Genomic DNA, 23359 nt, shown 5'->3' with positions numbered 1-23359 from the left:
CGATCGGCGGGCCGCCCCCTTCTCGTTGTCGCAGGTGACGGACGCGACGCACCGGGTCGGTGACCGGCGGCGCGACCGGATCAGGCGGCGGCGCGGCGGCGGGCCACCTCGGCGAGGGTGACCGCGGCGGCGACGCTGGCGTTGAGCGACTCGACGTCGGAGACCATCGGGATGCTGACGGTCAGGTCGCACGTCTCGCCGACCAGCCGGGACAGCCCCCGCCCCTCGGAGCCGACTACCACGACCAGCGGACCGACGGCCGCCTCCAGGTCGTACAGGTCGGTCTCGCCGTCGGCGTCCAGCCCGACCACCATGAACCCGGCGTTCTGGCAGGCCTTCAACGACCGGGTCAGGTTGGTCACCTGGGCCACCGGCACCCGGGCCACCGCGCCCGCGCTGGTCCGCCAGGAGGTGGCGGTGATCCCGGCGGCCCGCCGCTCCGGCACGAAGACCCCCTGCGCGCCGAACGCGGCGGCCGAACGGATCACCGCGCCGAGGTTACGCGGGTCGGTGACCCCGTCCAGCGCCACCAGCAGCGGCGCGGTCTGCTCCAGCGCGGCGGCGACCAGATCCTCGAACGGCTCGTACGCGAACGGCGGCACCTGGAGGCCGACGCCCTGGTGCAGCACCCCGCCGGTCATCCGGTCCAGCTCGGCCCGGCTGACCTCCAGGTTGGCGATGCCCCGATCGGCGGCCGTCCGGATGATCTCCTTGATCCGGTCATCGACGTCGATGCCCTGCGCCGTGTAGAGCGCGGTCGCCGGCACCAGGGCGCGCAGCGACTCCAGCACCGGATTCCGGCCGACCAGCAGCTCGGGGCCGTCCTTCGCCGGGTTCGACTTCCGGCCCGGCGCCACCCGTGGGCCACCGCCCCGCCCGGCGCCGGTGGATCGGCCGGCGCCCCGACCGCCACTGTTACGCAGCGGCACTCCGGCCCGGCTGCCCTTGCCCCACGTCGTGTCCTTGGTGCCGGGCTGGCCGATCTTGGGCGCGCGGCCCTCCTCGGCGGCGGCGCGGCGCTCCTTGTCCTGCTTCCAGGCCGTCCGCTGGGGCACCTGCTCGGTACCCGAGTACGCCTTGTGCCACGGGCGCTCGTCGGCGGGGAGGGTCCTGCCCCGCCCGGCGAGCGAGTCGCGGTTCTTGCCGCCGGAACCCTTCGGGGCCCCCTGCTTGGGGGTGAGTCGCCGGCCACGGCGCTGTGAGTTGCCGGGCATCAGTCCTGCTCTCCAATAGTCCAACGGGGGCCCTGGGGGGTGTCCTCGACCACCACACCGGCCTGCTTGAGCTGGTCGCGGACCGCGTCGGCGGCGGCCCAGTCCTTACGGCTGCGCGCCTGGGCACGCTGCTCCAGGGCCAGCGCGACCAGAGAATCCACGACGCCACGCAGGTCGTCGCCACGACCGCCGCCCGTCCAGGCGGCGTCCAGGGGATCGACCCCGAGAATAGCCAGCATCGCCCGGACGGCGGCCAGCGTGGTGCGGACCGTCACATCGTCCCCGCCGGTCAGGGCGGTGTTGCCGTCCCGGACCAGGTCGTGCAGGACGGCCAACGCGGCGGACGTGTTCAGGTCGTCGTCCATCGCCTCGACGAACTCCGGCGGCAGCCCACCCGGCGCGCCCGGACCGACCCGCTCGGCGGCCCGCTGCACGAAACCCTCGACCCGCCGGTACGCGGTCGCCGACTCGCGCAGCGCATCCTCGGTGTAGTCGATGCGGGACCGGTAGTGCGCCGAGGCGAAGTAGTAACGCAACTCCACCGGGCGCACCCCGAGCGAGTCGACGTACGCCAGGTCGAGAGCGTTCCCCGCCGACTTGCCCATCTTGGCCCCGCCGAGGCTGAGCAGGCCGTGGTGCACCCAGTAGCGGGCGAACGGCAGCCCGGCGGCCCGGGACTGGGCGATCTCGTTCTCGTGGTGCGGGAAGGTCAGGTCGAGCCCGCCGCCGTGGATGTCGAACTCCCCGCCCAGGTAACGCCAGCACATCGCCGAGCACTCGATGTGCCAGCCGGGACGGCCCCGCCCCCACGGCGACGGCCAGTACGCGTCACCCGGCTCGTCCGCCTTGACGCCCTTCCACAGCGCGAAGTCGCGCGGATCCCGCTTGCCCCGGTCCGGGGCGTCCCCGGCCGACTGCATGGCGTCCGGCGACTGACCGGACAACTCGCCGTACGCCGGCCAGGAGGCGACGTCGAAGTAGACGTCGCCGGAGCCGTCCGTCGCCGGGTAGGCGTGCCCGCGATCGACGAGCGTGGCGATCAGCTCGTGCATCTCCGGGACGTGCCCGGTGGCGCGCGGCTCGTAGGTGGGCGGCAACACGTTGAGCGCCCGGTACGCGGCGGCGAGGATCACCTCGTTGTCGTACGCGATCGACCAGAACGGTCGATCCTGCTCGCACGACTTGACCAGCAGCTTGTCGTCGATGTCGGTCAGGTTGCGGATGAAGGTGACCTCGAAACCCTTCGCCAGCAGCCAGCGCCGCAACACGTCGTAGTTGACGCCTGATCTAAGGTGACCGATGTGTGGCGGCGCCTGGAGGGTGAGACCACACAGGTAGACCCCCACCCTGCCGGCTTCCAGCGGGACGAAATCCCGCACCGATCGGGAGGCGGTGTCATACAGGCGCAGCGTCACCGTACAAGGGTAACGGTCCCCACACTTCCGGGCCGTCCGGTGCCGGGCCGTACGCTTCCTGCTGTGGAGACGGCCGCACGCCCCGACGGCCCGACGACCGGCGCGGCAGCGCCCGCCGGGCCAACCGGCACGCCCCCGCCGCCCGCCGGCCCGACCGGCGCGGACACGTCATCGTCACCGACCGCCGCGACCCTGCCGGCGGGCGGGCACGCGGGCGGGCCGGCGGGTGGGCCGGCGGGCGGGCACGCGACCCTGCCGCCAGGCGGGCCGACGGGCGGGCGGGCCGGCGGGGAGACGGCGCAGACCCTGGACCGGGGGCTGCGACTGCTCCACCTGGTCGCCGACGCCACCGGCGGCCTGACCGTCACCGAGGCGGCGCACCGGCTCGGCATCGGCCGGGCCGCGGTCTACCGGCTGGTCAGCGCGCTCACCGAGCACGGCATGCTGCGCCGCGACGGCGCTGGGCGACTCCGGCTCGGCGCGGGCGTGCTGCACCTGGCCCGCCGGGCCCAGCCGCTGCTCGCCGAAGGAGCGCTGCCCGCCCTGCGCCGGCTGGCCGAGCAGTCCGGCGCCACCGCGCACCTGACCATCGTCGAGGGGGGCGAGGGCGTCGCCCTGGCCGTGGTCGAGCCGAGCTGGACGTCGTTCCACGTGGCGTACCGGTCGGGGTCGCGGCACCCACTGGAACGCGGCGCGGCCGGCCGGGCCATCCTCGCCGGTCGCGCCGGGTCCGCCGGCCCGGTGACCACCGCCGGGGAACTGCAACCCGGGGCGTACGGCGTGGCCGCACCGGTGCTCGGGGTACCCGGCCTGGAGGCGAGCGTCGGCGTGGTCGCCCTGGCCCCGCTGGACGCCGACACGGTCGGCGAGCAGGTGCTCTCCGCCGCCGCCGCGATCACCCGCGCCCTCTCCTGACCACCCCTCTCCTGACCCACGTCCCGCCGTCCCCACCGTCCCCACCGTCCCCGCTGGCGAGGACGGCCCCGCCGGCGAGGCCATTTCCGGGAAATAGGGGCTATCGTCGCGACGTCACCCCGTTTCCAAGGAAACGTCCGGCGCGCCACCACGCGTGCCACCTCGTCCGCGCCTCAATCTCAGGCCTCTCGGCGGGGCGCCCCTAACACATCCGGCGGCGGTTCGGGTGTTGTCCACAGGGCAGAGTTGATCGAGGGGACGCAGTTGTCCACAGGGGGTAGCGGAGTCGCCACCACCGGTGCAGGCTGCCGGTATGCCTCCCTCGCCGCACCGCCCCGATGCCCTCGTCTGGCAGGTCTTCCGTGGCGCGGACGTCGTACGCCACGGCCTGATCACCCGTCACCAGCTCCGCAGCAGAGCCTGGCTGCGGTTGGGCCACGACCTCTACGCCGACGCCCGGTTGCCCCAGGATCACGCGCTGGCCTGCCGGGCCACCGCGCTCGTCCTGCCGTCCGGGGGCATGATCGCCGGTTCCTCCGCCGCCTACCTGCACGGGGTCACGCACGCGGCGACCTTCGAGTCCGACGTGCACGTGCTGATCCCGCATCCGGCGCGGATGGGCGCTCGGAAGGGGGTGCGGGTGCACACCACCGGGGCGCCGCTCGGCTGCCACACGCCCGCGCCGTCGGCCCGGTGGTCGGCCGGCATGGTGGGCGGGGGCGGGGTGGGCGGGGGCATGGTGGGCGGGGGCATGGTGGGCGGGGGCGGGGCGGGCGGGGTGACCGCCGCGTCGGCGCTGGTCGGCTCGACCACCTCGCCGAGGTCAGCCCACCGTGATCGGCCCGCCCCGATGTCACGGCCGACACCGACTGGCACGACGGTCGCGTTCGGCCCGATCGACACCACCGGACCGGCTCACGCCACCGCCGCGACCGGGGTTGCGGGCGGCCGGGGGGCGGCCCGGGCAGCAGGCAGCCGGGAACCAGCCAGGGCAGCGGACCGCCCACCGGCGGCACGGGCAGCGGGCCGCCCGAAAACGGCCGGGGCAGCGGGCCTTCCCGGCATGGCCGGGGCGGCGGCAGACATTCCCGGCATGGCCGGGGCGGCGGCAGACATTCCCGGCATGGCCGGGGCGGCGGCAGACCTTCCTGGCATGGCGGGAGCGGCGAGGGCGGTGCCGACGAGTTCGCCGGCCCGGGCCGCCTGGGAGACCGCGGCCTGGGAGGATCCGCTCCACGCGATCGCCGTCATCGACACGATGCTGGCGCTCGGGCTGACCACCCGGGCGGCGCTCGTCGACCTCGGCGAACGTAACGCCGGTCGACCGGGTGGTCGGCAGGCGTTGCGGGTGTTCGACTTCGTCGACCCGGGCGCGCAGTCACCGCCCGAGTCGCACCTGCGGGCCCGGCTGGTGCTCTCCGGGTTGCCCCGACCGGTCACCCAGTATCCGGTCCGGTTGGCGTCGGGGTTGGTCGTGCACCCCGACCTGGCCTGGCCGGAGTTCCAGGTCGCCGTCGAGTACGACGGTCAGTGGCACGCCAGTCCGGAGCAGTTGCACCGGGACCGGCTCCGGTTGAACCAGTTGGTCGGCGCCGGCTGGCTGGTGCTGCACGTGACCAGCCGGCGGCTGCGTCACGACTTCCCGGCGGTGCTCCGGGAGGTCCGGGCCGTCCTGGCCGCCCGCGGCTGGCGGCGATGACCCCGATCCCCACGGCGGAGATGACCCAGCCACCACAACAGCGAAACTGCGGCATCCGAGGCGCCGGATGCCGCAGTTTCCCTGAACTGGAGCGGAGAAGACGGGTGTCAGGGGCGGGCGTTGGGCTTCAGGGGGGTCTTCACGGCGGCGTAGGCGTCAATAACGCCGTAGCCGTAGAAGCCGTTGAAGTTGAGGCTGCCGGCGCAGTAGGCGTCGTACGTCTCGTCCCGGCCCTCGTTGCGGTACTGCTGCAGGCGCGGCTCCGGGCAGGCCCGCTCGGCGGCCGTACGGTAGAGGTGCTGCTCCACCAGCTTCGGGTCCATGCCGAAGCCGTCCCGACGCTCCTTCTTGCCGAACTTGCTGACGATCAGCGCGGCGACCCCGGAGGCGTGCGGCGCGGCCATCGACGTGCCCTGGAGGTAGGTGTAGTAGCCGCACTCACCGTTGGCCTTGCAGTCCTTGAAGACGAAGGTCTCGGCGCCGGCCACGATGTTGCCGTCGGCGTCGACCGAGCCCTCCTCCTGGAGGACGTGCTTCGGGTACGCCGAGAGGATCATGTTCGCGTCGGTCCGGTACGTGTCGGTGCCGAACCCGTCCCGGAACCAGCCGCCCGGCGCGGCGACGGCGGTCTGCTCGGTGCCGTAGTTCGAGAAGTCCGACTTCTTGTACGACGGGCCGAGCGACGACACGCTGATCACGTTCGGGCCCTCGGTGGGCAGGTTCCAGCAGCTCTCGTTGTCGATCGGCCGCAGGTACGGGTCGCGGCCGTAGTTCGGGCTGGAGTCGTCGGCACGCGGGGCGCCGAGGTCCTCGTTGTTGTTGCCGAGCGCGCCGACCAGGGTGACGCCCTTGCGGTGCGCGTAGGTCAGAGCCCGCTTCATCGCCGCGATGGTCGCCCGCTGCGCGGCCTGGTCCTCCGGCGCGTCGGCCGGGTTGGCCGTGCAGTTGAAGAGCCACGGGTCCACGTAGAACGACATGTTGACCACGTCGAGGCCGCTGTTGGCCGCGTGCACCAGCGAGTTGACCACCGGGTCGAGGAAGAAGTAGCCGGAGTCCTGGCCGCCCTTGAGCTCGACCAGCGAGACGTTCGGGGCGACCCCGGAGATGCCGAACCCGTTGGCCGCCGCGCCGATCGTGCCGGCGACGTGGGTGCCGTGCCCGTTGTCGTCGGTGCCGACCGGGTCGACGCAGCTCGCCACCTCGCACGGCCCGTCCACGTCCACCAGGTCGGGAGCGAAGTTGCGGGACAGCGACCAGTCGAAGTTGGGCGCGATGTCGGGGTTGCCGGCGTCGACACCGGTGTCGAGGATGCCGACCTTCACCCGGCGGTCACCGGGTTCGATCTTGCGGGACTTGTCGGCCCGGATCATCTCCAGGCCCCACAGCTTGTCGTCCAGCGGGTCCAAGCCCTTGTGCTTGGCGGGCTTCTTCGCCGCCTTCCTCGTCGCGGCCAGCAGGTGTTCCTGCTCGACCCGGTCCAGCTTGGGCTTGCGCCCGATGGCCTTCCGCTCACTCACGCCGAGCAGGGCGCCGGTGGCGTTGGCCTTGGCGGCGAAGTCGGCCCGGTCGCTGCTGACCTGGAAGATGCCGACCTCGTCGGTGCGGGACACGACCGAGCCGCCGGCCGCCCGGATCGCCGCGATCGCCGCGTCTGCGGTGACCCCCTCCTCGGCGACCACGGTGAAGGTCCGGGCAGCGGTCTGCTCGGCGCCGGCCGGACCGGTCGGGCCGGTGACCGTAAGTGCCAGCGCCGTCGCGGTAGCCACGGCGCCGGCGGTGAAGCGCTTGCTCACCACATCAGATCCTCTCGTTGAGGGACGTGGCAGCCATCAGACCGCATCGTCCCTGATCTTCGCTAGAGGAAGCCACACATTGATGCGATTACCGCGGTCGTCACGCCGACCGGTCGATCAGCTCCACCAACTGGGTCAACGTGGAGACCGTCGCGTCCGGGGTCACCTCCACCGGGCACGTCTCGCCGCGCCGGTTCAGCCAGGCCGCGCGCAGCCCGGCCCGCTGGGCGGCCGCCACGTCGAGGGCGGGCGAGTCCCCCACGTGCAGCACCTCGGACGGGAGCACTCCGGCCGCCGCGACCACCGCCGCGAAGAACTCCGGCGCGGGCTTCTTCGGCAGGCCGTTCTGGTGCGCGTACACCTCGAAGGCGAACGCGCCGGCCAGGCCGCAGCGTTCCGCCCGGCTGTTGCCGTTGGTGGCGTAACCGAGGGTGACCCGTGGTCGCAGCGCGGCGAGCGCGGGCAGCACGTCCGGGTAGGGCCGGGTCAGCGCGAACCGTCGAGCGAAGAACAGCTCGGCGAAGCGATCCACGTCGTCGGCCAGCCCGACCCGCGCCAGCGACCGGGCCAACGCGGCCCGCCGGAGTCGCGTCACGGGCTCGGCACGGCGCGCGCCGAACGCCTCATCCCAGTCCGCCTCCAGCTCCGCGAGCCCGACCTCGGCCGCCGCCGGGTTCACCCGCCGCATCTCCTCCAGTACGGCCACCAGCGCGCCGGTCACCGCCGGTCGCAGGTCCACGAGCGTCTCGTCGGCGTCGAACACCACCACGCTGACCACGAAAGCGGCGCCTCCCGTCATTCGGGGCGGAGGATCTCGTACTCGACCTCGCCGTGCTCGGTGCCGGGGATCGGGTCGTCCCAGGTGAGGTGGAACGTGCGGACGAGCCGCAGGCCGGCCCGCTCCAGGACGCGGCGGGAGCGGACGTTCACCGCCATGGTCTCGGCCCGGACCCGGCGCAGTCCGAGCTGGTCGAAGGCGTACCGGACCAGGGCGCGGGCGCCCTCGGTGGCGAGCCCCCGCCCCCAGGCCGCCCGGCGGAGCCGGTAGCCCAGCTCGGCCTCGGTCGGGTCGTCACCGGGCGGCGGGTCGAGCGCGAACCAGCCGAGGAAGTCGCCGTCGGCGCGGCTGACAGCGGCCCATCGGCCGAGGCCCGGCGTCCTGTCGTACTCGGCGAGGACGCGGGGCAGCAGCTCGTCCCGGACCACGGTGGCCGGGGTGGGTCGGCCGTTGGTCAGGTACCGCATGACCTCCGGGTCGGCGTCCAACTCCACCAGGTGGTCGAGGTCGGCCGGGGTGAACCGGCGCAGCCGCAGCCGCCCGGTGTCCAGCACGGTCCCGTCCGGGGTGTCCGCCTCGGTCATGGTGGCATGATGCCGTTGCCCTGGCTGACCGGGCCACGCATTTCTGCCGCGCCCCGCTGGCCGGACCGCCGCCCGACGGGTGGGACGCCTCAGCGCGCGACGCCGGCGAGCAGCCAGCGGGTGACGGTGACCTGGAGCAGGACGTTGCCGCCCGGCGGCTGGTCCGGGCCGGTCACGTCCCAGCCGTACTTGTCGCGGAAGGCCGTGACGACCTCGGCCGGGAAGGAGTCCCGGAGCACGGTGACGGCGCCCTCCGCGACCACCGGCGCGTCGCCGTCCTCCAGCGCCAGCGAGACGCGTGGATCGGTGCCGACGTTGCGGAGCTTGCGGTTGCCGGCGCCGGTGCAGATCCACCACCGATCCTGCCGGTGGACGAACCAGACCGGGGTGACGTGCGGGGAGCCGTCGGAGCGCAGGGTGCAGAGCCAGACGTTGCGGTCCCGGTCGAGCCGGGCCAGCACCGCCTCGTCGAGCGGAGACGTCATGGTCGGCCGGTCAGGGGTGGGTCATCCGAAGCACGTCCAGCGCCTCGTCGAGCTGGTCCTCGGTGAGCTTGCCGCTGTCCACGTGGCCCCGGGCGAGCACCACCTCCCGGATCGAGAGCTCCTTGGCCAGGGCCTCCTTGGCGATCGAGGCGGCCTCGTCGTACCCGAGGTGGCGGTTGAGCGGGGTGACGATCGACGGCGAGCCCTCCGCGTACGCCAGGCACACGTCGGCGTTCGCGGCCAGGTCGGCCACGCAGCGGTCGGCGAACAGCCGGGCGGACGCGGCCAGCAGTCGGATCGACTCCAGCAGGTTGCGGGCCATCACCGGCAGCATCACGTTCAGCTCGAAGTCGCCCTGCGAGCCGGCGAAGGCGACCGTGGCGTCGTTGCCGACCACCTGGGCGCAGACCTGCCGGACCGCCTCGGCGACCACCGGGTTCACCTTGCCCGGCATGATCGACGACCCGGGCTGGAGGTCGGGGATGCGCAGCTCGCGCAGGCCGGCGCGGGGGCCGGACCCCATCCAGCGTACGTCGTTGGCGATCTTGTAGAAGCCGACCGCGACGGTACGGAGCTGGCCGGAGGTCTCCACCAGCGCGTCCCGCGCGCCCTGCGCCTCGAAGTGGTTGCGCGCCTCGCTCACCGGCAGCCCGGTCGACTCGCGCAGCTTCCCGATCACGGCGGCGGCGAAGCCCAGCGGGGTGTTGATGCCGGTGCCGACGGCGGTGCCGCCCAGCGGCAGCTCGGCCAGCCGGGGCAGGGCCGACTCCAGCCGCTCGACGCCGTACCGGATCTGCGCGGCGTAGCCGCCGAACTCCTGGCCGAGGGTGACCGGGGTGGCGTCCATCAGGTGGGTCCGCCCGGCCTTGACCACCGTCTCGAACTCGGCGGCTTTGGCCTCCAGCGCTCCGGCGAGGTGGGTCAGCGCGGGCAGCAGGTCGTGGACGACCGCGTGGGTGGCCGCCAGGTGGATCGAGGACGGGAACACGTCGTTGCTGGACTGCGAGGCGTTGACGTCGTCGTTCGGGTGCACGTCCCGGCCCAGCTCGCGGGTGGCCAGGGTGGCGATCACCTCGTTGGTGTTCATGTTCGACGAGGTGCCCGAGCCGGTCTGGAACACGTCGATCGGGAACTGGTCGTCGTACCCGCCGTCGGCGACGTGCGCGGCGGCGGTGGCGATCGCCGTCGCCACCTCGGCGTCGAGCACGCCCAGCTCGGCGTTGACCTGGGCCGCCGCGCCCTTGATCTGGGCCAGCGCGCGGATCTGGGCGGACTCGATGCCGCGCCCGGAGATCGGGAAGTTCTGCACGGCCCGCTGGGTCTGGGCCCGCCACAGTGCGTCGGCGGGCACCTCCACCTCGCCCATCGAGTCGCGTTCGATCCGGTAGCCCACGTCCTCAGGAGTCGTCACGCCCTCCATCCTGCCCCGCCCGCCGGATCGTCGCAGGTCTACTCCGGCTCAGGTCGGCGGTCGTAGGTCGCCAGCGTCGCCTTGTTCGTGTTCGCGTCCCGGAACACCAGCTCCCACGGGCCGGTGTTCACGTCCATCTCCTTGCCGAAACCGACCCACTTGCCCACGAGCTTCGGACGTACTTCTAGCGAGCGGCCTCGGTCAAGGGTGTCGCCGGAGAGAAGAGGCATGGATTGCTCGCCTTTGGAGCTGCCCCGGATCCGGGGCAGCTCCAAAGGCAGCGGCGAGCACACCCCTCCCGCAGAGCCGACGCGGCGCCGGACGCCCAGGACCGGCACGTCAAGCGGCTCCCACAGCGTCAGGGGCGTGAACCGGGTCTGCGGCGGTCAGCGGCGGGCGCCGATGGTGAGGACGGGCTTGGTGACCTCGGCGAAGAAGTCCTCGCCCTTGTCGTCCACCACGATGAACGCCGGGAAGTCCTCCACCTCGATCTTCCAGACCGCCTCCATGCCCAGCTCGGGGTATTCGAGGACCTCCACGTGCCTGATGCAGTCCTGGGCGAGCCGGGCCGCCGGGCCGCCGATCGAGCCGAGGTAGAAGCCGCCGTGCTGGTGGCAGGAGCGGGTCACCTGGGCGGACCGGTTGCCCTTGGCCAGCATGACCAGCGAGCCGCCGGCCGCCTGGAACTTCTCCACGTACGCGTCCATCCGGCCGGCGGTGGTCGGGCCGAACGAGCCGGACGCGTACCCCTCGGGGGTCTTCGCCGGGCCGGCGTAGTAGACGGCGTGGTCGCGCAGGTACTGCGGCATCGGCTCGCCCGCGTCCAACCGCTCGGCGATCTTGGCGTGGGCGATGTCCCGGGCGACGACCAGCGGGCCGGTCAGCGACAGCCGGGTCTTCACCGGGTACTTGGACAGCTCGGCGCGGATCTCGGCCATCGGGCGGTTCAGGTCCACCCGGACGACCTGCTCGGTGTCCAGGGTCTCGTCGGTGACCTCGGGCAGGAAGCGGGCCGGGTCGGTTTCCAGCCGCTCCAGCCACACGCCCGACGGGGTGATCTTGGCGACCGCCTGCCGGTCCGCCGAGCAGGACACCGCGATCGCCACCGGGCAGGACGCGCCGTGCCGGGGCAGTCGGACCACCCGCACGTCGTGGCAGAAGTACCGCCCGCCGAACTGCGCGCCGATGCCGAAGTTGCGGGTCAGCTCCAGGACCTCGGCCTCCAACTCCAGGTCACGGAAGCCGTGCGCGGCCATCGACCCCTCGGTGGGCAGCGCGTCGAGGTACTTCGCGGAGGCGTACTTGGCGGTCTTCAGCGCGTACTCGGCGGAGGTGCCGCCGACGACGACGGCCAGGTGGTACGGCGGGCAGGCCGAGGTGCCGATCAGCCGCAGCTTCTCCTCCAGGAACCGCATCATCCGGGTCGGGTTCAGCAGCGCCTTGGTCTCCTGGTAGAGGTACGACTTGTTGGCCGAGCCGCCGCCCTTGGCCATGAACAGGAACTTGTACGCGTCCGGGTGGCCGTCCGGGTCCTCGGCGTACAGGTCGACCTGGGCCGGCAGGTTGCTGCCGGTGTTGCGCTCCTCCCACATGGTCAGCGGGGCGAGCTGCGAGTAGCGCAGGTTCAGTTTTGTGTACGCCTGGTACACGCCCCGCGAGATCGCCTCCGCGTCCGCGCCGTCGGTGAGCACGTGCCGGCCACGCTTGCCCATCACGATCGCGGTGCCGGTGTCCTGGCACATGGGCAGCACGCCGCCGGCCGCGATGTTGGCGTTGCGCAGCAGGTCCAGGGCGACGAACCGGTCGTTCGGCGACGCCGCCGGATCGTCGATGATCGACCGCAACTGGGCCAGGTGGGCCGGGCGCAGGAAGTGCGCGATGTCGTGCATCGCCTCGGCGGTCAACGCGGTGAGCGCGGACTGCTCGACGGTGAGGAACCGCCGGCCACCCGGACCGTTGACGACGTCGACCCCCTCGTCGGTGACCAGGCGGTACTCCGTCTGATCGGGACCGACCGGGAGCAAGGGGGCGTAGGTGAACGCGGCGGCACTGCTCATGAGCGGAAAGCCTAGGGCAGTACGGTCGGCCCGTCCTACCCGCCGGGTGAGTCGTGCGACACCGCTCTCAGTCAACCGTCCTTGCCGGGCGGGTCCGGGCAGCCCGCACGTTTCGGGCCGCAGCTCTCCACCGGGGCGGGTCCGCCACCCGGGTCACCGCCCGGGCCGTCGCCCGGCCGCGAGCCGCCGCCGTCGACGCCGCCCGGTGGGCGCGCCCCACCGTCGGGCGGCCCGCCGCCGGCCGCGCCGGCGAACCTGACGTACCCGATCTCCCGGCCCTCGCCGACCACCATGCCGGCCGGCCCCACGGCCAGCACGTTCGCCGAGGTACGGAGGTTCGCCAGCGCCCTGCCGTCGCGCGGGTCGACGGCGACGATCCGGGACGGGCCGTCCTCGCTGAGCACCACCGCGTACGGGGTGAGCGCCCCGGACACCTTCTCGCCGACCTTCCGGCTCCACCGGGGGCGGTCACCGCCCAACTCCCGCCCGACGACCGAGCGTCTGTCCTTCGTCCGGGCCAGCACGTGCCGGTCGTCGACGGCGAGCAGCTTCTCCCCCACCACGCCCACCCAGAGCAGCCGTCCGTCGTACGCGTCGACCACCGTCTCGCGGGCGTCCGGGGCCACCCCGACCACCACGTTCCGCGCGCCCTGCGGGTCCTCCCGCTGGACGCAGCCGGCGTTGTCGGCGGTCCGCAGGTTGAGTCCGTCCCGCCGCCACACCTCCCGGCCGGTGGCGACGTCCTGCCCGGAGATGCTGAAGTAGCACGTGCCGTCCTGGGATCGGGCAGCGATCCGCAGCAGCCGCCCACCCACGGTGACCAGGCGTTCCTCCCGGGCGGGCTCGACGTCGCGCACCACCCGCCCGGTCGCCGTCTCCAGCACGTGCACCCGGCCGTCGACCGGGAACCCGAGCAGGGCGGGCACCGGCTCGGGGCCGGCCGCGCCGGGGTCGATCCGGTGCCCGCCCAGCCGTCGGGTGCCGAGCAGGTCCGGGTTGTCGGCGAAGAACCCGCTCTCCACGCCGGGCAGGAACGCCGTCCAGAGGGGCCGGGTCCCGCGCGGGTCCCAGGCGCTCACCGTGCAGTCGGTGGCCTGCGCGCAGCGGGCGTCCAGCAGGAGGTTCCGGTACGTCCAGACGCCCACCGCCGCCTCGTCGCGGCGGAGCGCCGCGCCGGTGGTCGGGTCGAGCAGCTCGTACCCCTTGACCAGGAGCTTGCCCACCGCGACCACGGAGTCGCGGCCACCCCCGGCGACCGCCGCCCAGTCCGCCTTGCGTTCCCACAACGGCGCGCCGGTGGCGAGGCTGCGGCCCTCCACCCGGGTCCGTTGCTCGACCACGACGGCGTCCCCGGCGATGGTGACGCTCTTCGGCGTGCCGCCGATGCGCCGCTGCCAGGTCACGTCCGGCTCGGAGATCGGCTGGCTGCGGTTGACCGCGTCCCACAGGCCGGGCCACGGGTTCCACACGCCACTGACGGTGAGCGCCACCAACGCGATCACCGCCAGAACCACGTAGCAGCCGACGCATCGACCGCCTTCCCGAGCCACACCGGACACCGTAGCCAGATCCACACCGCTTCCGCGCCACCCGTACGGCCGTGTCGCGTCCCCGCTACCTGCCGGGCGGCTCCTTCCCGGCCTTCAGCACCCGCCACAGCAGGAGGGTGCAGGCGAGGGAGGCGACGCCGGCGGCGGCCATCGCCACGGCCGGGCCGGTCAGCTCGCTGAGCGCGCCCGCGCCCGCCGCGGCGAGCCCCTGGGTGGCCATCAGTCCGGTGCTGACCAGCCCGAACGCCTGGCCGCGCCGGGTCGGCGGGACGGCGTCGAGGAACCGGCGGGCCAGACCGAGCTGGTAGGCGAAGCCGGCGGCGGCCACCCCGAACAGCACGGCGGCGACGGCCAGACCGGGTCGCAGCAGGAACACCAGCATCGGCACGCCGAGCAGCAGCGCCAGCCACGGGCCGAGCCGTTCCCGGGCGGCGGGGGCGACGAACCGGCCCACCACCAGGTCACCGAGGAGCATCCCGAACGCGCCGGCCATCAGCAGCACGCCGGCGCTGGCCCCGGGACCCAGTTCGGCGGCGTACGGCACGGCGACCGCCTCGGCCCCGACCAGCATCGAGCCGGGCAGCCACTGGGCCAGCAGCAGTCCCCGGACCCGCCGGTCGGCGAGCAGTTCCCGGTTGCCCCGCCAGGTCTCCCGGACCGGGCCGGCCGACCCACGGTCGCGGCGGGGCCGGCGACGCAGGCCGAGCCGGATCAGCAGGGCGGAGATCGCGCAGGTGACGGCGGTCAGCCAGAGCGCGCCGTACGGGCCGACCAGGCCGAGCAGCAGCCCGCCGACGGCGAACCCGACGACCTGGGTGCCGCCGGAGAGCACGGTGAACAGCGACCGGCCCAGCACGTACGCGTCGCCGTGCAGGATCTCCGGCAGCAGGGCGGTGCGGGCGGCGCTGCTGACCGGCCCGAACAGGCCGACGACGAAGACCAGCCCGAGCATGCCGGCCGGGGGTAGCACGCCGGCGGCGAGCACCACCACCAGGGCCAGCCGCAGCAGGTCGTAGCCGACCATCAGGGCGCGCGGCGGCCAGCGGTCGGCGAGGGCGAGCAGGAACACCCCACCGACCGCGTACGGCAGGAAGCCGGTGACGTACGCCAGCGCGGCGATCAGCCCGGAGCCGGTGCGCTCGTAGACGAGCACGGACAGGGCGAGCATCTTGACCGTCTCGCCGATCAGGAAGATCCCGAAGCCGGCGAAGAGCGCCCGGAACTCGGCGACGGCGAAGACGTCCCGGAAGGTGGCCGGCCGCTCGGGGGCCGGGGCGGTGCGGGCAGTGGTCACGACCGGTGATCCTGGTCGGGTTCCGCCGGACGTTCTATCCTTTCGTCCGTACCCGAAAGGTAGGGCCTGACGTGCGCATTCAGGTTAGCCCGGCGGACATCGCGGCGAGCCGGTACGCCATCTCCCCGCTCGGCGAGGCGATGTCGGCGCTGCGGGCGTGCGCCGGGCAGCACAGCCCGCCGGGGCTCGCCCCGTGGACGGCGCGGGTCCGCCCGACGTACGAACGGTTGCGCCGGCACGTGCCGGCGGTGGGCGCGCTGCTGGCCCTGCTGCGCCGCCGCGGGTACAACGCCGACTTCGTCCAGCCGCCGCCGGACGGCGTCGGGCGCAGCTTCGCCGACGAGCTGGCCGTGGTCCGGGCCACCCCGCTGGCGCAGGCCCGGGCCGAGCTGGCCCGCAACCTGGCCGGGCTGCCCACCCCGCCGGCGTACGCGCAGCGGATCTACGCCGCGCCGGACATGGTGGACCGGGTGGCGGACGCGATCGAGGCGGTCTGGACGACCCTGGTCGAGCCGGACTGGCCCCGGCTGCGCACCATCCTGGAACGGGACCTCGTCCAGCGCGCCGGACGTCTGGTCACGTACGGCTGGGGCGCCGCGGTCGCCGGCCTCGATCCCCGGCTGAGCTGGGAGCCGGGTGGCCCGCTGGGCACGATCGTGGTGGCCGACCGGGACCCGGGCACGTACTCGCTGGGCGGCCGGGGGCTGCTGTTCGTGCCGACCGTGTTCGGCACGATGATCAACTATGTCGAGCCGCCGTGGCCGTTCGCGCTGGTGTACCCGGCCTCCGGCGTGGCCGACCTGCTCGGCCCGCCCGAGCCGGACCGCCCGCCGGACGCGCTGGACCGGCTGCTCGGCCGCTCCCGGGCGACGGTGCTGCGGGCGCTGGCCGCCCCGGCCACCACCAGTCAGCTCGTCCGGCAGCTCGACCTGCCGCTGGGCAGCGTCGGTGGCCACCTGGCGGTGCTGCGGGGCGCCGGCCTGGTCACCCGGACCCGCGCCGGCCGCGACGTCCGCTACACCCGCACCCCGCTCGGCGACGCCCTCAGCGGGGCCGACCCGGACGCTCCCGCCCCGCCGGCTGCTCCCGTGCCACCCCCGACCGCTCCCGGGCTCCCGCCGCCGGCTGCTCCCGTGCCGCCGGCTGCTCCCGGCCTTCCGTCACCGCCGAGCGGACCAGCGGCAGCACCCGGTACGGAAGCTGCTCGGCCAACGCGATGATCGTCGACGCCCGGGAGATCCCGGGGTGCGCGACGATCTGGTCGATGACCCGCTGGAGGTCGGCGTTCGACCGGGCCACGATGCGGCAGAGCACGTCACTGGCGCCGGTGATGGTGTGCGCCTCCAGCACCTCGGGGATCGCGGCGAGATGCGCGGTCACCGGATCGTGCCCCTGCCGCTGGCTGATCTCCAGGGTGACGAACGAGGTCACCGCGAACCCGATGGCGGCCGGGGAGATGTCCGGCCCGAACCCGGTCACCACGCCCCGGTCGACCAGCTTGTCCAGCCGTGCCTGCACGGTGCCCCGGGCCACGCCGAGCCGGCGGGAACACTCCAGCACCCCGATCCGTGGCTCGGCGGCGAGCAGCTCGACGAGCCTGACGTCGAGTCGGTCGAGCTGTACATCCTGCCCAGTGCTCACGGGTGGGAACCGTACCAAATGTGCAACCTGACCAGGGTCGGAGCTGACTGTTGCCCACCCGCGTCCGGGCCGCGATCCTCGCGGAAGAGGCACCGAACCGGAGGGAGTCCACGATGACCCAGGCGATCGACCGACCCCAGTCGACCGAAGAGGTCGACGTCGACGCGCTCGTCGGCGCTGTCGCGCACGACACCAGCCACGACCCGTTCCCGGTCCGGGGACTCGACCACGTCGCCTTCCTGGTCGGCAACGCCAAGCAGGCGGCGCACTACTACTCCACCGCCTTCGGCATGACCTGCGTGGCGTACCGGGGGCCGGAGCAGGGCCACCGGGACTACGCCGAGTACGTGCTGACCAGCGGTTCGGCCCGGTTCGTGCTCCGCGGCGCGGTCCGCCCCGACGCGCCGGACGCCGCCCTGGTCGCCAAGCACAGCGACGGCGTCTCCGACATCGCGCTGGAGGTCCCCGACGTCGACGCGGCGTACGCGCACGCCACCGGCCAGGGCGCGACCGGCCTGCTGGAGCCGCACGACGTCACCGACGAGCACGGCACCGTCCGGATGGCGAGCATCGCCGCGTACGGCGACACCCGGCACACCCTGGTCGACAGGTCCCGCTACACCGGCCCGTTCCTGCCCGGCTTCGTGGCCCGGCGGCCGATCGTCGACCGGCAGCCCATGATCGACGCCGGCCTCCAGCCGAAGCGGTTCTTCCAGGCGGTCGACCACGTGGTCGGCAACGTCGAGTTGGGCCGGATGGACGAATGGGTCGACTTCTACCGGCGGGTGATGGGCTTCACCAACATGGCGGAGTTCATCGGCGACGACATCGCCACCGACTATTCCGCGCTGATGAGCAAGGTCGTCGCCAACGGCACCCGCAAGGTGAAGTTCCCCCTGAACGAGCCGGCCGTCGCCCGCAAGAAGTCGCAGATCGACGAGTACCTGGAGTTCTACCAGGGCCCGGGGGCGCAGCACATCGCGGTGGCCACCAACGACATCCTGGCCAGCGTGGACGCGATGCGGGCGGCCGGCGTCGAGTTCCTGGACACGCCGGACTCCTACTACGACGACCCGGAGCTGCGCGCCCGGATCGGCGAGGTACGGGTGCCGATCGAGGAGCTGAAGGCCCGCAAGATCCTGGTCGACCGGGACGAGGACGGCTACCTGCTCCAGATCTTCACCAAGCCGGTGCAGGACCGACCGACAGTCTTCTTCGAGCTGATCGAACGGCACGGCTCGCTCGGCTTCGGCAAGGGCAACTTCAAGGCCCTCTTCGAGGCCATCGAGCGTGAGCAGGAAAGGCGCGGCAACCTCTGAGCAGTACCGGATAGCGCAATTCCCATACGAGGGAAACCCTTCCCAGCGCATTTGAGGCTCCGCTGCGCTAGCCCCTTTCGGTATCGATGTGAAACGATTATGCATCGAGCCGACGAGTGGCTGTCGTCGGCCAGGTGAACGCCGCGCGTCCACCTGGCCGACCACCGTGGGAAAGGGGCGCCCGGTACCTTGTCGTCGATACTCCTCTTCGTCGTCGGCGCCGCGCTCCTGATCTACAGCGCGGAGAAACTGATCTCCTACCTCGTCGGCGCCGCGTCCGGGCTGCGCGTCTCCGTCTTCCTGCTCGCGATCATCTTCACCGGAATCGAGTTCGACGACGTCGCCTTCGGAGTGGCGCTCAACATCGAGGATCTCAGCGACGTCGCGCTCGGCACCGTGTTCGGCACGTCGATCTCGATGATCGGAGTGGTGCTCGCGCTCGCCGCGATCATCTCGCCGACCAGGACGGAAATCCCGCGCCGGTACATCGCGCTGTTCGTAGTCGCGCCGCTGGCGATGATCCCCTTCGTCGTGTTCGGGCCCCTCACCCCGCTGTACGGCGTGCTGCTCCTGCTGCTGTTCGCGCTCTTCCTCGGGTACGTGACCGTCCGGGAACTCCGCAGCGCCGGTGACCGGCCCCTCCGGAAGCTCGGCGGCGCTGGTGACGGGCCCCTCCGGAAGCTCGGCGGCGCTGGTGACCGGCCCGACGCGCCCCCGGGCGGTCCGCCCCTCGCCGCGACGATGCCGTTCGGCAGGGCCCGCCCGCTCTCCGGCTGGGCCGCGATCGGGCTGGCCGTCGTCGCGCTGGTCGGCCTCGTCGTCGGCGCGACGATGACGAGCATCGGCACGGAAGGCATCCTGGAGGGGTTCGAGATCCAGGGGGCCCTGTTCGGGGCCACCATCGCCACCCTCGTCCTCACCCTCGAAGACGTGCTCCTGACCGTCGAGCCCACCCGGCGCGGCGCCCCCGATCTCGGCATCGGCAACGTCATCGGCAGTGTCGTCTTCGGAGTGACCGGCAAACTCGGCATCATCCTGCTCGCCGGTGGCAGCATCGTCGTCGACGACGAGGTGCTCTCCTGGCACCTCCCGGCGCTGACCGGGATGACCGCGCTCGCCGGCTACTTCCTCTACACCCGCCGACTGCGGCGCTGGCACGGATTCGTGCTGCTCGCCCTCTACGTCGCGTACTGGGTGGTCAGCTTCACCGTGTTCGGCGAAGCACCAGTCGAAACCGACTGACCAACCATCCCACCCGCTCGCGCCGCGCCGCCGCTGCGGGCAAGATCGTCAATTCTGCCCACGAACAGCACGATCTTGCGGGGCGCAGGGAACGGCGGGACGTCGCCCCGGGTGGCCTGAAAAGGGACTTCGATGGTGTAAGCGTACGAATCAGGGCGTGTCGGTGGCCGGTGCGGACAGCCGGCGGGCGGGCCGGCGGGGAAGGCGTCGTTAAGGTAGCTGCGTGAGCGTGCAACCCGGCTGGTACGTCGACCCTGCCGACCCCGAGACCCAGCGTTGGTGGGACGGCGGGGGGTGGATCGGCGCGCCGATACCGGCCGACGCCACCCCGCCGGACGGGCCGCCGCCGGCCGAGCCGCCGCCCTCCCCCACCGACTCCCCGACCTCGGGGGCCGCGGCCGGTGGCGCGACGCAGCAGGGCACGCCGGTGTCCGGGGCCGCCACTCCCGGCGCCACCGGCCTGCCGGGCCCGACCTCGCCGGCCCCCGGTCCCGGGTACGGCGCCCCGCCCCCGCCCGGCCCGACCCACCCCGGCTGGGGCCACCCCGGCGCGGGCCACCCCGGCGCGGGTCAGCCCGGCCCGACCCACCCCGGCTGGGGTCAGCCCGGCGCGGGTCAGCCCGGCTGGGGTCCCGGGGCGGGCGGCCAGCCCGGCCCCGGCTGGCCGTCGGGCGGCCCACTTCAACATCCACCCGGACAGCAGTTCCCACCCGGACAGCAACCCCCGCCCGGGTACGGGCAGCCACCCGGACAGCAGCCACCACCCGGACAGCAGCCACCGCCCGGGTACGGGCCGCCGCCCCCCGGGTATGCCGCGCCGCCCGGGTACCCGCCGGGCTGGCCGTACGGCGGGCATCCGGCCCCGCCGCCGCGCCCGCACGGTCTGCCACTGGCCGGGTACGGGGCGCGCTTCCTGGCCCGCCTGATCGACTTCGGCATCGTCTTCGTGCTGAACGCGGTGGTGAACGGCTGGTTCGTCTGGCAGTTCGCCAAGGAGATGTCGCCGGTCTGGCGCGAGATCGCCGCCCGCTGGTCCAGTGGCACGGCCAACCCGACCGAGCCACTGCCGCAGCCCAGTGACCAGGCGGGCAGCCTCCAGGTGGTGATCCTGCTGCTCGCCACCGCCCTGTGGTTCGCCTACGAGGTGCCGGCGATGGCCAACGGCGGGCAGACCTTCGGCAAGCGGGTGATGGGGATCCGGGCGGTGCCGCTCGCCGGTGACCAGCCGCTCGGCTTCGGGCGCTCGTTCCGCCGCTGGAACACCCTCGGTCTACCCACCCTGCTCTGGTACTGCTGCGGCCTCGGTCTGCTGCTCCAGTTGATCGACGCGCTCTCGCCCCTGTTCGACCAGCCGATGCGTCAGGCCCTGCACGACAAGCGCGCCCAGACCGTCGTGGTCCAGGTGCCGCGCGTCACCACCCCCGCCCGCGAAGAACCGCACGACCGTGCCCGCCCCCCGGGAGAATCCGAATGACCGACACCGGACGTCAGCAGCCGCCCCTGCGGCTCACCCGCGCCGACCTCGACGCGCTGCCCAACTACGTGCCCGGCCGCAGCCCCGCCGACCTGGCCCGCGAGCTGGGCATCCCGGAGGCCGTCAAATTGGCCAGCAACGAGGTGCCGTACGGGCCGCTGCCCGGCGTGGTGGAGGCGGTCGCCGAGGCCGCCGCCGGGGCGCACCGGTATCCGGACATGGGCGTGGTCGCGCTGCGCGCCGCCCTGGCCGAGCGGTACGGCGTGGACCCGGAGCGGGTCGCCACCGGCTGCGGGTCGGTGGCGTTGGCCGAGCACCTGGTCCGGGCCACCTGCCTGCCCGGGGACGAGCTGGTCTACTCGTGGCGCTCCTTCGAGGCGTACCCGATCATCGCGGCGACCAGCGGGGCGACCAGCGTGCGGGTGCCCAACGGCCCGGACCACGGGCACGACCTGGCCGCGATGGCCGCGGCGGTGACCGACCGGACCCGGATGATCCTGGTCTGCAACCCGAACAACCCCACCGGCACGTTCCTGCGTCGGGCCGAGCTGGAACGCTTCCTGGACACCGTGCCGGACGACGTGCTCGTGGTGATCGACGAGGCGTACCGGGAGTTCGTCACCGACCCCGACGTGCCGGACGGGCTCACGCTCGCCGACCGGCCGAACGTGGTGGTGCTGCGTACCCTCTCGAAGGCGTGGGGCCTGGCCGGGCTGCGGATCGGTTTCCTGGTCGCCCAGCCGGTGGTGGCCGCCGCGATCCGCAAGGTGGTGACCCCCTTCTCGGCCAGCGCCGCCGCGCAGGCCGGCGCGTTGGCCGCGCTCGCCCAGGCCGAGGAGATGGAACGCCGGTGCGCCCTGGTGGTCGCCGAGCGGGACCGGGTCACCGAGGCGCTGCGCAAGCACGTCCCGGACGTGCCGACCAGTCAGGCCAACTTCGTCTGGCTGCCGCTGGGCGACCGGTCGGTGGCGTTCGGGCAGGCGTGCGAGGCGCGCGGGGTGATCGTCCGGCCGTTCGCCGGTGACGGGGTGCGGGTCACCATCGGCGCCCCGGCCGAGAACGACGCGTTCCTGGCGGCGGCCGACGCCGTGCTGGCCTGACCGCCGGCCGGCTCGCCCGCGTCGACCTGGCCGCCGCCGCGCGGCGCGCCGGCGGTCAGGTCGCGGCGAGGACCACCGGCTCGGCCATCGGGTAGTACCGGTGGTCGTCGGCCCCGACGTCGACCGGGGTGCGGAGCCGTTCCACCGCCAGGTAACCGTCGGCCGCGTAGGCGAGGCCGGGCGTCCAGCCGGTGCCGTCCCGGCCGACGGTCAACCGGAACCGGGACCGCAGCACGCCGGTCGCCGGGTCCAGGGTGACCAGGTCCTTCTCCTCGGTGAGCAGGTGCACCCGGCCGGGCTGGGCGCCCAGCACCCGGACCCCGGGGCCCAGGTCGGTGCGCCGCCACAGCTCGTCGCCGGTGCGGGCGGACCGTCCGGTGACCACGCCGGCGGTCACCGCCACGCCGGCCGGCCCGGCGAGCACCGCGCCGGTCCGGTCGAGGCCGGGGGCGGCGACCGGCGACCCGGTGTCGACCAGCCAGCCCCGGCCGTCGGCGGGGTCCGCCCCGGTGGTCTCCGGCTCGGCGACGCGCAGACCGCCGCAGGCCGAACGGGCGGTGGCGCATCCGGTGGGCGTGACGACCGACGCCGCTGCCGCGCCCGGCGGACGCCAGCGCTCGACCACCGCGCCCGTGGCGGCGTCCCGGAACTCGACGACGGTGCCGTCCGCGCAGCGGTCCAGGGTGGCGAGGCGGCCGGTGACGGTGGTGCCGATGGCGGTACGGCAGCCCGGGTCGAGATCCACCCGCCAGAGCCGCCGCCCGGTGGTGAGCTCGCTGCCCTGCGCCTGGCGGTCGCCGACGGTCACCACCACGGGCCGTCCGTCCGGGGTGGTCGCGGTGTGCAGCCCGACCGGCGTCCAGACGGTCGACGCGCCGGTGCGTCGCCCGGTGTAGCCGTCCGGCGGGGCCGGCGCCGCGGCCCGCCAGGCGATCCGGCCGGTGTGCGCGTGCAACGCCACCAACTGGCCGTCGGACCAGCGGCTCACCACCGTGGCCCCGCCGGTCACCACCCCGCTGAGCTGCGCCGGCCAGCGCCGGTACGACCAGTACGGGGTGTTGCGTTGGCGGTCGTCGACCGGCGCGTCCGCCCAGACCTGCCGGGTGGTGGCGTACACCCGCAGCCGCCCGTCGACGAGCAGCGGGGCGGTGGCGAACCGGCCGATCGGCCCGCTGGCCGGGGACGCCACCGCGGGTAGCTCCCCGCGCGCGACGGTGACCACCTCGGCCGGGGCGAGCACCCGGTGGACCGTGGCCCCGGCCAGCCCGGCCACGAGCAGCACGGCGACCACGCCGACCACCCGTCGTCGCCGGTCCTTGCGGATCACCATGGGCGCACCTCCGCCCGGCACCCTACCCAGGGTCGGTGGCGTCGGGGCTTCGAGGTGG

The 23359-nt window shown here is 73.6% G+C and carries 18 protein-coding genes and 2 pseudogenes; 7 read left to right on the top strand and 13 right to left on the bottom strand.

Annotation, left to right across the window (positions count from 1 at the left end; genetic code table 11):
• Nucleotides 1-80: 80 nt before the first annotated feature.
• A complete protein-coding gene (rlmB, locus tag O7606_RS22410; RefSeq protein ID WP_281595991.1) occupies nucleotides 81-1214 on the bottom strand; it encodes a 23S rRNA (guanosine(2251)-2'-O)-methyltransferase RlmB in 1134 nt (377 codons plus the stop codon).
• Nucleotides 1214-2629 (bottom strand): cysteine--tRNA ligase, encoded by a 1416-nt coding sequence (cysS, locus tag O7606_RS22405; protein WP_281595990.1) that lies wholly within the window; start codon nucleotides 2627-2629, stop codon nucleotides 1214-1216. Before cysS ends, rlmB begins: the two co-directional genes overlap by 1 nt.
• A 252-nt stretch (nucleotides 2630-2881) precedes the next feature.
• Here cysS and O7606_RS22400 point away from each other — a divergent pair, with 252 nt between their 5' ends.
• Together O7606_RS22400 and O7606_RS22395 are read left to right on the top strand one after the other, a co-directional pair.
• Nucleotides 2882-3544 (top strand): helix-turn-helix domain-containing protein, encoded by a 663-nt coding sequence (locus O7606_RS22400; protein WP_281599811.1) that lies wholly within the window; start codon nucleotides 2882-2884, stop codon nucleotides 3542-3544.
• 313 nt (nucleotides 3545-3857) lie between these two features.
• Nucleotides 3858-5243 carry a hypothetical protein gene (locus O7606_RS22395; protein WP_281595989.1) on the top strand — a complete coding sequence of 462 codons (1386 nt, stop codon included), beginning with the start codon at nucleotides 3858-3860 and terminating at the stop codon, nucleotides 5241-5243.
• 107 nt (nucleotides 5244-5350) lie between these two features.
• Here O7606_RS22395 and O7606_RS22390 read toward each other — a convergent pair whose 3' ends face one another.
• From O7606_RS22390 to O7606_RS22350, 9 genes and pseudogenes are all read right to left on the bottom strand, one after another.
• The gene (locus O7606_RS22390) at nucleotides 5351-7036 is read right to left on the bottom strand and encodes a S8 family serine peptidase (protein ID WP_281595988.1); all 1686 of its coding nucleotides are present in this window, start codon (nucleotides 7034-7036) and stop codon (nucleotides 5351-5353) included.
• Nucleotides 7037-7136: 100 nt separating this feature from the next.
• Nucleotides 7137-7814: an HAD family hydrolase gene (locus O7606_RS22385; RefSeq protein ID WP_281599810.1), complete on the bottom strand. Its 678-nt coding sequence runs from the start codon at nucleotides 7812-7814 to the stop codon at nucleotides 7137-7139.
• Nucleotides 7815-7831: 17 nt separating this feature from the next.
• Entirely contained in the window at nucleotides 7832-8398 is a 567-nt protein-coding gene (locus tag O7606_RS22380; protein ID WP_281595987.1) for a GNAT family N-acetyltransferase, read from the bottom strand.
• 89 nt (nucleotides 8399-8487) lie between these two features.
• Nucleotides 8488-8883 carry a pyridoxamine 5'-phosphate oxidase family protein gene (locus O7606_RS22375; protein ID WP_281595986.1) on the bottom strand — a complete coding sequence of 132 codons (396 nt, stop codon included), beginning with the start codon at nucleotides 8881-8883 and terminating at the stop codon, nucleotides 8488-8490.
• Nucleotides 8884-8893: 10 nt separating this feature from the next.
• Nucleotides 8894-10303: a class II fumarate hydratase gene (locus O7606_RS22370; RefSeq protein ID WP_281595985.1), complete on the bottom strand. Its 1410-nt coding sequence runs from the start codon at nucleotides 10301-10303 to the stop codon at nucleotides 8894-8896.
• 29 nt (nucleotides 10304-10332) lie between these two features.
• A pseudogene (locus O7606_RS22365) lies at nucleotides 10333-10464 on the bottom strand (XRE family transcriptional regulator); the annotation flags it as partial.
• A gap of 216 nt (nucleotides 10465-10680) precedes the next feature.
• Complete coding sequence (locus tag O7606_RS22360; RefSeq protein ID WP_281595984.1) at nucleotides 10681-12351, bottom strand: fumarate hydratase; 1671 nt, start codon at nucleotides 12349-12351, stop codon at nucleotides 10681-10683.
• Nucleotides 12352-12422: 71 nt separating this feature from the next.
• A complete protein-coding gene (locus O7606_RS22355; protein ID WP_281599809.1) occupies nucleotides 12423-13850 on the bottom strand; it encodes a PQQ-binding-like beta-propeller repeat protein in 1428 nt (475 codons plus the stop codon).
• Between the two features lie 115 nt (nucleotides 13851-13965).
• Nucleotides 13966-15195, bottom strand: a complete 1230-nt coding sequence (locus O7606_RS22350; RefSeq protein ID WP_281595983.1) for an MFS transporter — start codon at nucleotides 15193-15195, stop codon at nucleotides 13966-13968.
• A 71-nt stretch (nucleotides 15196-15266) separates the two neighbouring features.
• On the opposite strand from O7606_RS22350, the pseudogene O7606_RS22345 reads away from it, so the two are divergent.
• Nucleotides 15267-16244: pseudogene (locus tag O7606_RS22345) on the top strand (helix-turn-helix domain-containing protein); the annotation flags it as partial.
• Here the strand turns inward: O7606_RS22345 and O7606_RS22340 are convergent.
• Entirely contained in the window at nucleotides 16240-16836 is a 597-nt protein-coding gene (locus tag O7606_RS22340) for an Lrp/AsnC family transcriptional regulator (RefSeq protein ID WP_281595982.1), read from the bottom strand. The pseudogene O7606_RS22345 and the gene O7606_RS22340 overlap by 5 nt on opposite strands.
• A gap of 113 nt (nucleotides 16837-16949) precedes the next feature.
• On the opposite strand from O7606_RS22340, the gene hppD reads away from it, so the two are divergent.
• The 4 genes from hppD (at nucleotide 16950) to hisC (ending at nucleotide 21971) form a co-directional block, all read left to right on the top strand.
• Nucleotides 16950-18155 (top strand): 4-hydroxyphenylpyruvate dioxygenase, encoded by a 1206-nt coding sequence (gene hppD / locus O7606_RS22335; RefSeq protein ID WP_281595981.1) that lies wholly within the window; start codon nucleotides 16950-16952, stop codon nucleotides 18153-18155.
• A 189-nt stretch (nucleotides 18156-18344) separates the two neighbouring features.
• Nucleotides 18345-19397, top strand: a complete 1053-nt coding sequence (locus O7606_RS22330) for a hypothetical protein (protein WP_281595980.1) — start codon at nucleotides 18345-18347, stop codon at nucleotides 19395-19397.
• A gap of 223 nt (nucleotides 19398-19620) precedes the next feature.
• Nucleotides 19621-20871, top strand: a complete 1251-nt coding sequence (locus tag O7606_RS22325) for an RDD family protein (RefSeq protein ID WP_281595979.1) — start codon at nucleotides 19621-19623, stop codon at nucleotides 20869-20871.
• Nucleotides 20868-21971, top strand: coding sequence for a histidinol-phosphate transaminase (gene hisC, locus O7606_RS22320; protein ID WP_281595978.1), 1104 nt, complete (start codon nucleotides 20868-20870; stop codon nucleotides 21969-21971). Before O7606_RS22325 ends, hisC begins: the two co-directional genes overlap by 4 nt.
• A 55-nt stretch (nucleotides 21972-22026) precedes the next feature.
• Here the strand turns inward: hisC and O7606_RS22315 are convergent, their stop codons facing one another.
• Nucleotides 22027-23301, bottom strand: coding sequence for a PQQ-binding-like beta-propeller repeat protein (locus O7606_RS22315; protein WP_281595977.1), 1275 nt, complete (start codon nucleotides 23299-23301; stop codon nucleotides 22027-22029).
• Nucleotides 23302-23359 lie beyond the last annotated feature (58 nt).

The organism is Micromonospora sp. WMMD882 (genome assembly GCF_027497255.1).
In the GTDB taxonomy this organism is placed as follows: Bacteria; Actinomycetota; Actinomycetes; order Mycobacteriales; family Micromonosporaceae; genus Micromonospora.
This window is presented reverse-complemented; position numbering and strand designations above follow the sequence as displayed.

What these genes read in the sequence shown, in the direction of transcription:
- rlmB (WP_281595991.1), bottom strand. Translation starts at nt 1,214, where the DNA reads ATGCCCGGCAACTCACAGCGCCGTGGCCGGCGACTCACCCCCAAGCAG.
- O7606_RS22395 (WP_281595989.1), top strand. Translation starts at nt 3,858, where the DNA reads ATGCCTCCCTCGCCGCACCGCCCCGATGCCCTCGTCTGGCAGGTCTTC.
- O7606_RS22380 (WP_281595987.1), bottom strand. Translation starts at nt 8,398, where the DNA reads ATGACCGAGGCGGACACCCCGGACGGGACCGTGCTGGACACCGGGCGG.
- O7606_RS22375 (WP_281595986.1), bottom strand. Translation starts at nt 8,883, where the DNA reads ATGACGTCTCCGCTCGACGAGGCGGTGCTGGCCCGGCTCGACCGGGAC.
- O7606_RS22370 (WP_281595985.1), bottom strand. Translation starts at nt 10,303, where the DNA reads ATGGAGGGCGTGACGACTCCTGAGGACGTGGGCTACCGGATCGAACGC.
- O7606_RS22360 (WP_281595984.1), bottom strand. Translation starts at nt 12,351, where the DNA reads ATGAGCAGTGCCGCCGCGTTCACCTACGCCCCCTTGCTCCCGGTCGGT.
- hppD (WP_281595981.1), top strand. Translation starts at nt 16,950, where the DNA reads ATGACCCAGGCGATCGACCGACCCCAGTCGACCGAAGAGGTCGACGTC.
- hisC (WP_281595978.1), top strand. Translation starts at nt 20,868, where the DNA reads ATGACCGACACCGGACGTCAGCAGCCGCCCCTGCGGCTCACCCGCGCC.
- O7606_RS22315 (WP_281595977.1), bottom strand. Translation starts at nt 23,301, where the DNA reads ATGGTGATCCGCAAGGACCGGCGACGACGGGTGGTCGGCGTGGTCGCC.